The organism is Arthrobacter sp. YAF17 (assembly GCF_052113365.1).
Taxonomy (GTDB): domain Bacteria; phylum Actinomycetota; class Actinomycetes; order Actinomycetales; family Micrococcaceae; genus Arthrobacter.
The window spans coordinates 76,635-90,703 of sequence record NZ_JBFRDB010000007.1; the positions used below are offsets into that span (position 1 = coordinate 76,635).

Annotated in this window: 13 protein-coding genes; 3 read left to right on the forward strand and 10 right to left on the reverse strand. The window is 66.2% G+C overall.

Going from position 1 to position 14,069, the window contains the following annotated elements:
- Positions 1-21: 21 nt before the first annotated feature.
- From AB4Y67_RS07840 to AB4Y67_RS07855, 4 genes are all read right to left on the reverse strand, one after another.
- Positions 22-2,274 carry a dipeptide ABC transporter ATP-binding protein gene (locus tag AB4Y67_RS07840; protein ID WP_441405219.1) on the reverse strand — a complete coding sequence of 751 codons (2,253 nt, stop codon included), beginning with the start codon at positions 2,272-2,274 and terminating at the stop codon, positions 22-24.
- Entirely contained in the window at positions 2,271-3,257 is a 987-nt protein-coding gene (locus AB4Y67_RS07845) for an ABC transporter permease (RefSeq protein ID WP_441405220.1), read from the reverse strand. The genes AB4Y67_RS07840 and AB4Y67_RS07845 overlap by 4 nt, the downstream gene beginning before the upstream one ends.
- Before the next feature lie 2 nt (positions 3,258-3,259).
- Entirely contained in the window at positions 3,260-4,246 is a 987-nt protein-coding gene (locus AB4Y67_RS07850; RefSeq protein ID WP_441405221.1) for an ABC transporter permease, read from the reverse strand.
- Between the two features lie 361 nt (positions 4,247-4,607).
- Positions 4,608-5,204 (reverse strand): TetR/AcrR family transcriptional regulator, encoded by a 597-nt coding sequence (locus AB4Y67_RS07855; RefSeq protein ID WP_441405222.1) that lies wholly within the window; start codon positions 5,202-5,204, stop codon positions 4,608-4,610.
- Between the two features lie 125 nt (positions 5,205-5,329).
- Here AB4Y67_RS07855 and AB4Y67_RS07860 point away from each other — a divergent pair, with 125 nt between their 5' ends.
- The 3 genes from AB4Y67_RS07860 (at position 5,330) to AB4Y67_RS07870 (ending at position 7,803) form a co-directional block, all read left to right on the forward strand.
- Positions 5,330-5,893, forward strand: coding sequence for an NAD(P)H-dependent oxidoreductase (locus AB4Y67_RS07860; protein ID WP_441405223.1), 564 nt, complete (start codon positions 5,330-5,332; stop codon positions 5,891-5,893).
- A gap of 134 nt (positions 5,894-6,027) precedes the next feature.
- The gene (locus AB4Y67_RS07865; protein WP_441405224.1) at positions 6,028-7,320 is read left to right on the forward strand and encodes an aminotransferase-like domain-containing protein; all 1,293 of its coding nucleotides are present in this window, start codon (positions 6,028-6,030) and stop codon (positions 7,318-7,320) included.
- A 51-nt stretch (positions 7,321-7,371) separates the two neighbouring features.
- Positions 7,372-7,803 carry a universal stress protein gene (locus AB4Y67_RS07870; RefSeq protein ID WP_441405225.1) on the forward strand — a complete coding sequence of 144 codons (432 nt, stop codon included), beginning with the start codon at positions 7,372-7,374 and terminating at the stop codon, positions 7,801-7,803.
- 42 nt (positions 7,804-7,845) lie between these two features.
- Here AB4Y67_RS07870 and AB4Y67_RS07875 read toward each other — a convergent pair whose 3' ends face one another.
- The 6 genes from AB4Y67_RS07875 to catC form a co-directional block, all read right to left on the reverse strand.
- A complete protein-coding gene (locus tag AB4Y67_RS07875) occupies positions 7,846-9,444 on the reverse strand; it encodes an AMP-binding protein (RefSeq protein ID WP_441405226.1) in 1,599 nt (532 codons plus the stop codon).
- Positions 9,445-9,701: 257 nt separating this feature from the next.
- On the reverse strand, positions 9,702-10,286 hold the full coding sequence (locus AB4Y67_RS07880; RefSeq protein ID WP_441405227.1) for a flavin reductase family protein: 585 nt from the start codon (positions 10,284-10,286) through the stop codon (positions 9,702-9,704).
- A gap of 39 nt (positions 10,287-10,325) precedes the next feature.
- Positions 10,326-11,099 carry a 1,6-dihydroxycyclohexa-2,4-diene-1-carboxylate dehydrogenase gene (locus tag AB4Y67_RS07885; protein WP_441405228.1) on the reverse strand — a complete coding sequence of 258 codons (774 nt, stop codon included), beginning with the start codon at positions 11,097-11,099 and terminating at the stop codon, positions 10,326-10,328.
- A gap of 110 nt (positions 11,100-11,209) precedes the next feature.
- Positions 11,210-12,574 (reverse strand): MFS transporter, encoded by a 1,365-nt coding sequence (locus AB4Y67_RS07890; protein WP_441405229.1) that lies wholly within the window; start codon positions 12,572-12,574, stop codon positions 11,210-11,212.
- A 161-nt stretch (positions 12,575-12,735) separates the two neighbouring features.
- On the reverse strand, positions 12,736-13,584 hold the full coding sequence (catA, locus tag AB4Y67_RS07895; RefSeq protein WP_441405230.1) for a catechol 1,2-dioxygenase: 849 nt from the start codon (positions 13,582-13,584) through the stop codon (positions 12,736-12,738).
- A gap of 173 nt (positions 13,585-13,757) precedes the next feature.
- Positions 13,758-14,036 (reverse strand): muconolactone Delta-isomerase, encoded by a 279-nt coding sequence (gene catC / locus AB4Y67_RS07900; protein WP_056429033.1) that lies wholly within the window; start codon positions 14,034-14,036, stop codon positions 13,758-13,760.
- Between the last annotated feature and the right edge of the window lie 33 nt (positions 14,037-14,069).

A 14,069-nucleotide genomic window follows, 5' to 3' on the forward strand; every position in this document is an offset into this window, starting at 1 on the left:
GTGCTGCGTGTGACTGGTAGGTCAGGTGGTTTCGTGGACAACGAGCATGTCCGCGTCCAGTTCGCCGTCCGGGTAGAAACAGGCGAATTGCTGGTCTGTGGGGGCCGCCGGTGCGGCCCGGCGGCCGGGGGCCTGTGTGGTGGACGCCGCTGTTTCCAGCAACGGCTCCTGGGTCAGGCATTTCTCCTGCCGGGCCGGCGGCAAGGCCGCGAAGACGGGGCAGCGGGTTGCGAAGTTGCAGCCCTTGGGCGCCTCGAGCGGCGAGGGCAGGTCGCCCTGCAGGATGATGCGTTCGCGGGTGCGTTCCAGGACAGGGTCCGGGACGGGAATCGCGGAGAGCAGGGCCCGTGTGTACGGGTGGCGCGGGTTGTCGAAGACGCTGTCCACGTCCCCGATCTCCACGATCTTGCCCAGGTACATCACGGCCACCCGGTTGGAGATGTGCCGCACCACGGACAGGTCGTGGGCCACCATCAGGTAGCTCAGCCCGAGTTCCGCGCGGAGCTGGTCCAGGAGGTTGATCACGCCGGCCTGGACGGACACGTCCAGGGCGGACACAGGCTCGTCGAGGACCACGAGTTTGGGGTTCACGGCGAGGGCGCGGGCCATGCCGATGCGCTGGCGCTGGCCGCCSGAGAACTSGTKGGGGWAGCGGTTCACGTGGTCCGGCTGGAGGCCCACGAGCTCCATCAGTTCCATGATCCGCTTCCGGATCTGGGGCTTGGCCATGCCCGCGTTCTCGAGCGGCTCGGACAGCACCTCAAAGACGGTGAAGCGCGGATCGAGGGCGCCGGTGGGGTCCTGGAACACCATCTGGAGTTCCTTGCGCATGGCGCTCTTGGTCCTGGCGTCCGAGGCTTCCTTGTTGCTAAGGCCGCCGATGACCACCTCGCCGTCCTGGTCCTTGTGGAACTCCATGATTTCCAGCAGGGTGGTGGTCTTGCCGCAGCCTGACTCGCCGACGATCGAGAAGCACTCGCCCTCGCGGATGTCGAAGCTCAGCCCGTCCACCGCCTTGACGGTGCCGATCCGGCGCTTGATCAGGGCACCCTTCAGCAGCGGGAAGTGCTTCTTCACGTCCCGGAGCTCCAGCACGGTCCGGCGTTCCGCGCGGGGGATCGCGTCAAAGCGCGACACCGGCACCGCCGGGGCCTTGAAGATTTCGCGGACGTCCACTTCCAGGCCGAGGGAGTCGGTCTTGATGCAGGCGGCCCGGTGCGGCAGGCCGCCGTCGAGGTTGTCCCCGGCGACGGGCCACAGCTCCGGTTCGCCCTGGAGGCAGGCGTCGCTGACCAGCGGGCAGCGCGGCGCGAAGGAGCAACCCGTGGGGGTGTGGATGAGGTTCGGCGGGATGCCCTCGATCGGCACCAGCGAGGACTTCTCTGCCACGTCGACCCGAGGCACAGCACCGAGCAGACCCATCGTGTAGGGCATCCGCGGGTTGTAGTAGATGTCGTCGACGCTGCCGGTCTCCACCGGCTTGCCGGCGTACATCACCATGATGTCGTCGGCCATGCCGGCCACCACGCCCAGGTCGTGGGTGATCACCACGACGGCGGCGCCGGTCTCCTCCTGCGCGGTGTGCAGCACCTCGAGGACCTGCGCCTGGATGGTGACGTCGAGCGCCGTCGTCGGTTCATCGGCGATCAGCACGCGCGGGTTGTTGGCGATCGCGATGGCGATCATGACACGCTGGCGCATGCCGCCGGAGAACTCGTGCGGGAAGGCCTTGAGCCGGTCTTTCGGGCTGGGGATGCCCACCATGCCGAGCAGTTCGGCGGCGCGCGCCTCCTTGGCCTGCTTGCTCATCGTGGGGTTGTGGACGGTGAGCGCCTCGATGATCTGGGTGCCCACCGTGTAGACCGGGGTCAGGGAGGACAGCGGATCCTGGAAGACCATGGCGATGTCGTTGCCGCGGTGCTGGCACATGGCCTTGTCGCTGAGGCCCAGGAGTTCCTTGCCCTGGAGCCGGACCGCTCCGGTGATCTCGGCCGTCGGGGGGAGGAGGCCAAGGATGGCCAGGGAGGTGACGGATTTGCCGGACCCAGACTCCCCGACGATGCCCAGCGTCTTGCCGGCGCGGAGGTCGAAGTCGATGCCGCGGACAGCGTGCACCACGCCGTTCTCCGTGTTGAAGCGGACGTTCAGGTCCCGGACGGAGAGCACGGCGTCGGTGGGGGCGTGGAGCCCGGCGACGTGCAGGCGCTCAGCGGTGGAGAGATCGGCGGCGGACAGCCCGGAAGGTGCGGGGCTGGCGGTCATTTCGTGGCTCATGCGGCACTCCTCTGTGTCTTGCCGGGCCGGCCCTTCTTCTTGGCGCTGCCGACGGAGCTGGAGCTCGGGTCGAATGCGTCCCGCAGGCCGTCGTTCATCATGGCGAGCGAACCGGTCAGCAGGAACATGACGGTCAGCGGGACCCAGAACATCCACGGGAAGGTGGACACCTGGGAGGTGGCCTGGCCGATCAGCACACCCAGGCTGACATCCGGGACCTTGATGCCGATGCCGATGAAGGAGAACGCCACCTCGGCCAGGATCGCGCCGGTGATGCCGCGGGTGATGTCGAGGACCAGAAGCGAGCCGATGTTCGGGACGAGGTGCCGCCAGACGATGCGCCTCGGCGGGATGCCCATGTACTGGGCCGCCTTGACGAAGTCGCGCGACATCAGGGACATCGAGAGCGAGCGGATGAGGCGGGCGGTGCCCATCCAGCTGAAGACGAGCAGGACGATGATCAGCAGCAGCCAGCTGGGCAGGCTCTTTTGCAGGCCGTCGCCGCCGCCGCTCGTGGCCACGGCGACCACCAGCAGGGCCGGCATCATGATCAGGGCTTCGAGGACGAACAACATGACCTTGTCCACCTTCCCGCCGAAGTAGGCCATGGTGCAGCCGTAGACGGCGGCGATCAGGACCGAGACGAGGCCGACGACGAGGCCGATCAGGATCGAGATCCGGGTGCCTTCGACCGTGAGGGCGTAGAGGTCGATTCCGGCCTGGGAGGTGCCCAGCAGGTGCTCGGCCGATGGCGGCATGCCGATGTTGAACGGGTCGATCGTCTCCTTGTCCCAGCTGGTGAAGAAGCCGCCCACGAAGGAGAACAGGGTCAGCGCCAGGAAGACGACCAGGCCGACGACGGCTGTCTTGTTGCGCAGGAAGCGGCGGAGGATGATCGAGGACTTCGCGATGACGACGTCGTTGTTCTCGATCTTGGCCTCGCCGGCGACGGCGGCCGGGTCGATGGTGTTGAGGTTTGTCATGGTTACTGCACCCGCACTCTCGGGTCGACCAGGGTGGTGGCGAAGTCAGCGAGGATCGCGCCGATCGCGAAGATCACGGAGCCGTAGGCGAGGGTCGCCGTCGCGGCGTTGACGTCCTGCAGGGCGATCGCGTCGATGCTCCAGGACCCGACACCGTGCCAGGCGAAGATCTTCTCGGCGAAGAAGCCGCCGGCAAAGATGGCCGGGATGGTGAAGGCGATGCTCTGCGCCACGGGGATGAAGGAAACGCGCAGGGCGTGGCGGCTGATGGCCTGGTTGCGGGTCAGCCCCTTGGCGCGCGCGGTCCGGACGAAGTCGGCGTTGACGTTGTCCAGGAGGTATTGGCGCTGGGCGATCTGGTAGGCCCCCCAGCCCACGATCGTGATGGCGAAGGTCGGCACCGCGTAGTGCGCCAGCATGTCGATGAATTGCGCCCAGCCGTCGCCGTCGAGCCCCGGTGTGGAGATCCCGGTGACAAAGAAGATACGTTCGCCGACCGTCTCGTTGATGTTGATGGCACCGAGCTGCACCAGGAAGTAGGCGATCGGTGCGGGCACAATGTACACGAGGTAGCTGTAGGAGGTGATGACCCGGTCCGAGGCCTTGTACTGCCGCGCCGCCGTGTAGACGCCCAGGGCGATGCCGATGATCAGGGTCAGGATGATGGATGCAATGAACAGCCGGGTGGAGATCCAGACCCGGTCGCCGAATTCGGCGTTGATGAACGCGCCGTTGGGGCTGCGTCCCCAGTCCCAGCGGGTGACGATTGCCGTGAGCCAATCGACGTAGCGTTCCCACGGGCTGAGCTCGGGATCGAGGCCCTTGAGCCGGAAGGAGTTGGCCACCTGCTCGGGGGTGGGCCGCGGGATCCGCTCCTGCTCCAGCAGCGCGGGCTGCAGCGTGTTCACAGCCAGGAAGTACCCGGCTGTGGTGGTCAGGAAGATCATGAAGACGTACGTGATGGCGCGCTTGGCGAGGTATCGGAGCATGGGATGACTAGTTCTGGATCGCCGTTGCCTGTGCGGTGCCTGCCGCGGCCGGACCGGCTGAAGCAGCCTCGACGCACGCAGGATTCTTGACAAGATTCACTACTTGATCCTTCCGTAGTCCCCATCCGGCAGGGGATTACCGCCGCCGATCCGGGATCTGGGCCAGCGGGTATCTGGCCGCCTGCAGGCCTTTCGGCGAGTCCTTGTGGACTATGTTGCAGGTCACATTCCAGAGGAAACTATCACATGGACACCGCCGCCGAATGCCGCACTCCCCGGCATTCCGCGAGTCAGGTATCAGATCGTTATGAATAATTCCGGGGAATGGATTAGGTGGGGCGCCACCGGCGGCCGGATCGGCCTAGGCGCCGCGCACTACGCGCGAGACGAGCTCGCCCCAGGACGCGACGAGGCGCTGCGGGTCGATGTGGTGGACGCGGACGGCATGCAGGATCCGCTCCGGCTCCAGGACCGCACTCAATGAGGTGGCCATCAGCCAGGGGTCCGTTGTGACACCAGCCTCCCGCAGCAGCATCTCCAGGTGCCGGTGCCAGAGCACGGCCGCCGGCACGTCGAACCGGTTGTAGGCCGACACGTCCGCGGCCCTGGCCAGCTCGCCGTATTCGAGCACCCAGGCCATGCGCTCCTCGCCAAACGCGATGAGCCTCTCCAGCGGCGGGGCGCCGGGGCCGAGCGGCGGCGGGCCGAACATAAAACGTCCCTGGAACTGGGCCTCGGCGTCGCTCAACAGGGTCATCATGAGCCCCGCCCGGCTGCCGAACCGCCGGAACACCGTCCCCTTGCCCACGCCGGCCCGCTGCGCCAGCGTGCCCATGGTCAGCCCGTCCGCGCCGCATTCCTCGATGAGCTCGCGGGCAGCCAGCAGCAGCAGCTCGCGGTTCCGTGCGGCGTCGCGGCGCTCAGGCTCCAGGCCCGGTCGGATTGGGATGAGGCTCACACCGCACATTCTAGTCCCGGGGAATAGAACCGGACCGCAGTCCGTTTTGATCTGTGAAGGCCGGCAATGGCCTCCATGTCCAGCCAGCCGCAGGACCATCCGCGGCGCGACACCCAGGAGTTCACATGTCCAAGAACACCGTACTCACCCTGGTCGGCAGCCTGCGCGCCGGCTCCACCAACCAGAAGCTCGCCGAAGCCATCCAGCTGAACGCGCCGGAGCAGGTCGAGGTGCTCATCCACGACAGCCTCGGCAACATCCCGTTCTACAACGAGGACATCGACGTCGAGGGCCAGGTCCCGGCCGCCGCAGCCGCCCTGCGCGCCGCCGCGAACGACGCCGACACCCTGCTCCTGGTCACGCCGGAGCACAACGGCACGGTCCCGGCCTCGCTAAAGAACGCCATCGACTGGCTGTCACGCCCCTTCGGCGCAGGCGCCCTCAACGGCAAGCCGACCGCCGTCGTTGGCACCGCCTTCGGCCAGTTCGGCGGCGTTTGGGCCCAGGATGAGGCCCGCAAGGCCGTCGGCATCGCCGGCGCCCAGGTCCTTGAGGACGTCAAGCTGGCCGTCCCCGGTTCCATGGTCCGCTTCGCCGAGGTTCACCCGAAGGACGACGTCGAGGTCGTGGAGCAGATCAAGGGCGTCTTCGTCGCGCTGGAAGAATCCCGCACGGCTTCCGCAGCCTAGTTCCCGGCGATCTCGCGCCGATTTCAGACAGCCGCTACGTGGTTCCACGTAGCGGCTGTCCGTTTCCGCAGCGAAAAAAGCTGCTGGGAAACAAAAGTTTCCCCCGCAGCAACAAGGGTTGTATTCTGGGAGATGTGACCCACGAAACACTTGATGCCGCCGTAGAAGTACTTCCGGCCGAGGCAATTGACGCTATCGAACGTGCGGCTACGTCCGCCCACCGCCACGAGAACCTGTTCTCGGAGCGCGCAGCAAACATCAAGCAGTCGGCAGTCCGCGATGTCTTCGACATCTCGATGCGCCCAGGCCTCGTGTCGCTGGCCGGCGGAAGCCCGTACCTCCAGTCCCTGCCGCTGGAACGGCTCGGCCAGACCGCCGCGAAGATCGTCGCCGAACAGGGCATGACCGCCCTGCAATACGGCGGCGGGCAGGGCACCGAGGAGCTCCGGACCCAGATCTGCGAAGTCATGGCCGCCGAAGGGATCCTGGACGCCAAACCGGAAAACGTGGTGATCACCGCGGGTTCACAGTCCGCCCAGGATGTTGCGACCAAGGTCTTCTGTAACCCCGGCGACGTGGTGCTGGTCGAGGATCCCACGTACGTCGGTGCCCTCAACACCTTTGAGGCCTATCAGGTGGAGGTCGCCACCGTGCCGATGGACGAGGACGGCATTGTCCCGGACCTCCTCGAGGCCAAGATCGCCGCACTGCAGACGGCCGGCAGGAGCATCAAATTCCTGTATACGATCCCGAGCTTCAACAACCCCTCCGGCATCACCCTGTCGGCGGAGCGGCGGCAGCAGGTCGTGGATATATGCCGCAATGCGAATATCTTGGTTCTGGAGGACAACCCCTACGGACTGCTCCGGTTCGACGGCAAGCCCCTCACCCCGCTGCGGGCGGACAATCCGGACGACGTGATCTACATGGGGTCCTTCTCAAAGATCTTCGCGCCGGGCCTGCGGATCGGCTGGGCCCTCGTCCCGGCACACCTCCAGCGCCGCTACTACCTGGCTTCGGAGGCGGTCACCCTCTGCCCGCCCACCCTCAACCAGATGCTGGTCTCCGCCTACCTCCGCGACTACGACTGGCGCGGCCAGATCGAGACGTACCGGGGGCTGTACAAGGAACGCTGCGATGCGATGCTGGCCGCCCTCGACGAGTACATGCCGGAGGGCCTGAGCTGGACCCGGCCGAAAGGGGGCTTCTTCGTCTGGGTCACCCTGCCCGAGGGCGTGGACACCTACCCGCTGCTGACGAAGGCAATCGACGCCGGGGTGGTCTTCATTCCGGGCGCGGCATTCACGCATTCCGACGACCCCTCCAACAAGATCCGGCTGGCGTTCAGCGCCGTCCCGCCGGAGTCCATCCGCGAGGGAGTCCGCCGGCTGGCACCGGTCCTGCGGGAAGCCATCGCCGCCCTGTAGCCTGAGTTATTGGTGTATGGCCAGCCGTTCGTTGACCTCAAGGAGTAATTCATGACCGGAATTGTTGTTGTCGGTGTTGATGGCAGCGAGACTGCCCTGAAGGCCGCGCACACCGCCCGTGACCTGGCCGCTTCGCTGGGGGCCACTCTTCACGTGGTCAGCGCCTTCGACAGCGACCGGACCGAGGTCTACGGCAGCGGCAGCGACAAGTGGATCGTCTCCGACGCCGGTGACGCGGAGAAGGTCGCCCGAAGCGTCGCCGACAGCCTCCGTACCCCGGCGCTCCATGTCACGTACGCGGCCGCCCGCGGCAAACCCGCCGAGGCCCTGATCGACGAAGCCGCCCGCTCCGGTGCCCAGCTGATCGTGGTCGGCAACCGGCGGATGCAGGGACTGGGCCGCGTGCTGGGAAGCGTTGCCAACTCCGTCGCCCACAACGCACCCTGCGACGTTTACATCGCCAAGACCGACTCGTCCAGCTAGGCAGCGCCGGCGGCCCGGCGGTGCCTAGGGGCGGTTCCGTGCCTACCCGGCTGCCGCCCCTGCGGTCTTTAGCATCCGGCGCAGGATCTTGCCGGAAGCGGACTTCGGCACGGCGTCGATGAACTCCAACCGGCGGATCTTCTTGAAGGGCGCCACCTTGGCAGCCACGTAGTCCATCACCGCGGCCTCGTCGAGCGGCTCGCCGCCGTCCGCGGGCTGGAGCACCACGAACGCCATCGGCACTTCCTGGCCGTCGGCGTCGGGCGTTCCGATCACCGCGGCATCCGCGATGCCGGGGTGTGTCAGCAGCAGCGCCTCCAGCTCCGCCGGAGCGATCTGGTAGCCCTTGTACTTGATCAGTTCCTTGAGCCGGTCGACGATCGTAACCACGCCGCCGGCGCTCACGGTGGCGATGTCCCCGGTGTGCAGGAAGCCGTCGGCGTCGAGGGTGTCCGCCGTTTCCCCGGGCCGGTTGAGGTAGCCGAGCATCACGTTGGGTCCCCGGCAGAGCAGGTGGCCGGGCGCGCTGGTGCCCTCCGCCGGGACCTCAATCTCGTCCCCGGTGGCGGGATCCAGCAGCCGGCAGTCCATGTTGGGAACGGTGTAGCCGACCGAGCTGACGGGCAGGTCCGCGGCGTCCACCGGAATCAGGTGGGACACCGGGCTCATCTCCGTCATGCCGTAACCCTGCAGGACGCGGCAGCCCAGGCGTTCGGCCAGCCTGCCGCCCAGTTCGCCGTCGAGCGGCGCCGCCCCGGACAGCGTGGTGTGCACGGAGCTGAGGTCGTACTCGGCCACCATCGGGTGCTTGGCCAGGGCCACGGCCACCGGCGGTGCGATGAACAGGTAGCTGCACTTCTGGTCCTGGATGATCCGCAGGAACTCGGCCAGCTCGAACTTCGGCATCGTGACCAGGCAGGCACGCTGGCGCAGGGCGAGGTTCAGCAGCACGGTCAGCCCGTAGATGTGGAAGAACGGCAGCAGTGCCAGCAGGCGGTCCTCCGGGGTGACTTTGAGCAGCCCGCGGGACTGCTCCGCGTTCGCCACAAGGTTCCGGTGGCTGAGCATCACGCCTTTGGGCCGGCCGGTGGTCCCGGAGGAGTACGGCAGCACGGCCACGTGGGTGGAGGGGTCGAAGCTGACGTCCGGTACCGGCGCACCGGAGGTCAGCAGGTCCCGCAGCGACGGGTGGCCGGCGGCGCCGTCGAGGACGACGAGCCTGCCGGCCGGGATCCCGGCCCGGGCGGCGGCTTCCTGGGCTGCGGGGAGCAGGGCCGAGACGGTGAACAACCACTCCGCGCCGGCGTCGGCGAGCTGGAGGGCGATCTCGTCCGCCGTGTACAGGGAGTTGACGGTGGTGACCGTCGCGCCGGCGCGCAGGAGCCCGTGGAAAACCACAGCAAAGGCCGGGATATTGGGGCAAAGCATCGCCGCGACGCCGTGGACACCCAGCCCCTGGGCCGCCACGGCTCCGGCGACGGCGTCGATCTGCCCCACCAGCGTCCGGTAGCTGGTCTCCGCACCACTCGTGCCGTCGACGACGGCGATCCGGTCCAGGTCCGCCTCCTCCAGGCCGCCAAAGAGGTAGTCGTAGAGGCTGACATCGGGAATTTCCACATCGGGGAACGGGCTGGAAAACACGCAACATCTCCTTTGATCCGCGTCCGCCGGGCTGGCGGGGGCTGGTGCCACTCTAGTGCCGCCGCGCCTGCGTGGACAGGACAGTGCCGCCGTGGACAGGACCGGCCGTTGACGCGGGTCTCCGCGCCCGGTGGCCGCGGGCAGGCGTGTCAGCCTGGTCGCACCGCGGAATTGCGCGGGCGCCAAGCGGGCAGGGCCGAGGTAACCGGGCACGAGCGTCGCGGCCGGGCTATGACAACCCTGCACGACCCGGCAGGCTAGGGGGACTTTGGGGCATGCAGCGGCGTGAAGGAGTTGGATCCCGCGAACCAGCCCGATTCGGAGTCATCTTCGGTGTGATGCCACCGGGCTCCCCCGACGGGGCGTCCCATCGTGCGGAGCTCACCGCCGAAGAACACGAGCGGTTCCCGCTGGGTGATCTCCATGGCAATGACCTCACCGACAACGATGATGTGGTCGCCGCCGTCGTAGATGTTCCAGGGCCGGCACTCAAGCGTGGCGGCATTCCCGGCCAGCACCGGTACGTTGCCGTCCAGAGTCCATTCCGGTTCCGCGTCGACGACTTTGCCGGCAAAGTGCCGGGCCGCATCGACTTGTTCGAGGGAGAGGATGTTGATGGCGAACGGGGCACCCTCCAGATACCCTGCGGCGCGCGAGGCCCGGGTCAGCGTGACCTGGGCAAGCGGCGGGTCGAGGGAAACCGCCGCGAAGGCGTTGACCGTGGCGCCGTGCGGAACGCCGTCGTCCGTCCGGGTGGTGACTACGGTGACACCTGTAGCGAACGTGCCGAATACCTGGCGCAATTCCCGCTTTTCGATGCTTCCCATGACGTCCTGCGTCATCGATATCTCCTTCCTGCTGTTTCTTCGGACCGGGCGGAGTTATCCGAGGTCCCCTCCGCCCACCGGCAGGACAACACCAGTGATGTAACTGGCGTCGTCAGAGGCCATAAACAAGATCGGGGCGGCTTGCTCGTCAAGGGTGCCGTACCGCTTGAACAGGGTGCTTTCGGTGGTCTGGTCGACGATCTGCCGATACCAAATCGCTTCCCGGTCCGACTGCGCGTTGGGATTGCGGGGCACCTTGCGCGGCGGGGCCGCTGTGCCGCCGGGCGCCGTCGCCACTACGCGGATTCCGTGCGAAGCGGCTTCGAAGGCCAGTGACGCGGTCAGCGCGTTAACCCCGCCCTTTGCCGCCGCGTACGGCACGCGGTTGATGCTGCGCGTGGCTATCGAGGAGACGTTCACGATGACCCCGGCCGTCCGCTCGACCATGTGCGGCAGCACGGCACGGCAGCACCACAATGTGGGGAAAAGGGAGCGCCGCACTTCGGCCTCGATTTCGTCTTCCTGATAGTGCTCGAAGGGCTTGGCCCAGATCGTGCCGCCAACATTGTTAATCAGGATGTCGATCCGTCCAAACTCCGCCAGCGCAAAGGCCATCAGGTCCGCGGCGCCCGCATAAGTTTCCAGATTGCAAAGGAAATACCGGGCGGGAGCACCACCGGCAATCAGCTCGGCACACACCTCCGTGACCAGCTCAGACCGGTCCGCCAGCACCACACTGCCGCCCTCGGCGGCAATCTTCCGGGCGACGACTGCGCCGATCCCTTGGGCGGCACCTGTAACTACTACAACCTTGTTGGTAAAACGCATTGCTGTGTGTCCTTGCTTGTCAGTTGCTGCCAATTCATGGCTGGCAGGTGCCCGCCGCGCATACCCCGCTACCGCTGCGGCGGGCACTTCCCGTCGGTCTCCTGCCCGCGCTAGCTGACGGCTTCACGTTCCAGTGGCGTCGCCGTCGGTGCAGGCTCGGCCTGGACAGCCTGGCTTCGCACCAGGAGAGTGGCCAGCCCGGCGAGGACCAGCGGAACAGCGAGAGCCATGAAGTATCCGGAGACGCCCAGTCCCGTAAGGATGACCCCGCCGAGGGCTGAGCCCACGATGGAACCAAGACGGCCAATGCCGATTCCCCAGCCGGTAGCCGTGGCACGAAGTTGAGTGGGGTAGGCGTTGGCGATCAGGTAATTCAGGGCCAACTGCTGGCCGCCAATGCCGAAGCCGGCCAGCCCGATCAACACGAACACCAGCGCAAAGTTGGAGCCGGCCAATCCAAGTCCAATCGCGATGAGGATTCCCGCGCCAAACATGACCAGCAGCAGGTTCCGGGGGTTTACCTTGGGCAGGATGATGGACAGCGGGATAGCAAAGAGGATGAACGCGCCGTTGACGGTCACGGTCCCCATGGCGGCCTGGGAGCCTGCCAGCCCCAACATCTTGAGTGCGGTGGGCATCCAAAGCAGCAGCAGGAACCACGCGATCCAGTTGAGCAGGTAGGTGGCAAAGACTGCGATGGTAACCATCCGGTACTTGGCTGAGAAGAGTGCTGCAACGGAACTGCGCTCCTCGGCTTTGTCATTTGTCGTCAGTACGGCGTCCGGGCTGACCGGGCCGCCGGAGACCGCCGCCATGATCTGGCGCGCCTCTGCGTCGGCTGCGGGCGTGCCCTTGGCTGCCAGGAAGACCGGCGACTCGGAGAGCATCCTCATGCAGATCAGGACCATGATCAGGGGCAGCACGCCTCCGACCAGGAATATTCCGCGCCAGCCCAAGACGGGGAGCCAGGCCGCTGCCACAAGCCCGCCGAGCAGCGCGCCGCCAGGCAGGCCCAGCAGCACCAATGTCATGAACGTGCCGCGTCGCGATTTGGGGCTGTACTCTGCCGTCAAAGCCAGCAGGGCAGGCGTGGCGCCGCCCATGCCGAGGCCAATGAGGAAGCGCAGAATGACAATCTGCTCCAGCGATTGAGCGAAGGCGCCAGCAAGGGAGAACACGCCAAAAAGTGCAAGGGCGAGCAGGATGGTTTTCTTGCGACCGATTCGATCCCCGAACGTGCCAAGGGACATGGCGCCCACGCACATGCCAACAGTGCTGGCGGTGATCACCCAGGTCATGTCAGTGGCCTTCAAGCCAAAGTCTTCGGCGATCGCCGGACCGATGAATGCGATGGACTGCGTGTCGAATCCGTCCAGCAATGCGATCACGAAACAGAGGACGACGATGGACCATCGTTTGAATCCCATGGGCGTGTTGTCGATAACGTCCTGGACGTTATAGGCGAGTTTAGTCACCGGTAACTCACTTTCGTGTAAATGTTCTGGCCCGACTGATCCGGGATCCGTGCGGCTGCGGCAACTGCATTTTGGGCAGGGGGCATCGCGGCGGGTGTTGGGAATGAATCTGGGTCGACCCCAGGGCAGGAAGATTCCGGCCCCGGGATCGGGAAAGGGGCTTAGTCCTGGGGGTCGAGAACGAAGTTGTAAGTGACTTCGCGACCCTTGCCGTCCGCCCGCTCAGTGGGCGCGAGGACGAGTTCAGGCTTCACGGCCGAGGCGATATCGTCGGCCACGTGTTCGTCGCCTTCGAAGTAGAGCTGGGTGGTGATGAGCTGGTGCTCGGGGGCGGAGACCTTCAGGTGCAGGTGGGCGGGCCGCCATGCGTGCCAGCCGGCGGCCGCGATGAGGGCCCCGCACGCCCCGTCGGTGGGGATCTGGTACGGCGCGGGCTGCATGGTGTTGATCTGGAAGTTGCCCTGGGCGTCGGCGGTGATGGAACCGCGGAGGTTCCATTCGGGCAGTCCGGGGGCGAACTGGGAGTAGAAGCCGAGGTCATCCGCGTGCCACAGCTCGATCAGGGCCCCGGCGAGCGGCTCGCCGTCGACGTTCGTGACCTGGCCCTGGAAAAGCAGCGGAGTGCCGGGTTCGTCGTCGCGCATGGGCAGGGTGGCCGGGGTGTTGAGCGAGGGGGCGTCCGGGATGTAGTAGGGCCCTTCGATGCTGCCCTTGGAGCCGTGGCGGCTGGAGTTGGCTACTTCCTCGACGGAGTGTTCCACCCAGACGTCCAGGAACAGCGGCCACTCGCCGTCCTCGCCGACCTGGATGAGCCAGGCTTTGAAGGCGTTGTACTCGTCGTAGGTGACTTTCTCGTCCAGGACGGTGTCGTTGATTGCCTTGATGACCCGGCCGGCGAGGATGCTGACCCGCTCCTGGCCGGCGCTGGCGGCGATCTTCTTGTTCTCCCGGAAGCGGGCAGTTGCCCCCGCGCCCGAGGAGGCTGCTGTGGCTTCGGTTTCCGTGGTCATGGTGACTCCCTTGTCAAAAGAACGATGGTAAAAACGCTTGTCGATGGGCGACGGACTGCGCGTCGTGCGGTGGATCACATCCGGTGTTGATTCCACGGTAGGCCCGGAATTGATCGGGGGGAAATACCTATTTCGCTCTCATTGAAAGCTTTTGGATATGAATCCGGCGGGGCCTATTCGACGGCGGACGGGTGCTTGGCGAGCGGCGTCACCTTGATGTCCATGAACGGGAAGAGCGGCAGTCCGGAGAGCAGGGTGTGCAACTCGTCGTTGTCCGCGACGTCGAACACCGAGTAATTGGAGTACTCGCCCACGACCCGCCACAAATGAGCCCAGCGTCCGTCGCGCTGAAGCTGCTGGGAGTACTCCCGTTCCTCCGCCTTGATGGCGTCTGCGCGCTCCTTGGGCATGTCCAGCGGAATGTTGACGTCCATGCGGACCAGGTACAGCATGTGGTTCTCCTTGCGGTGTCGGAAAATCGGAGG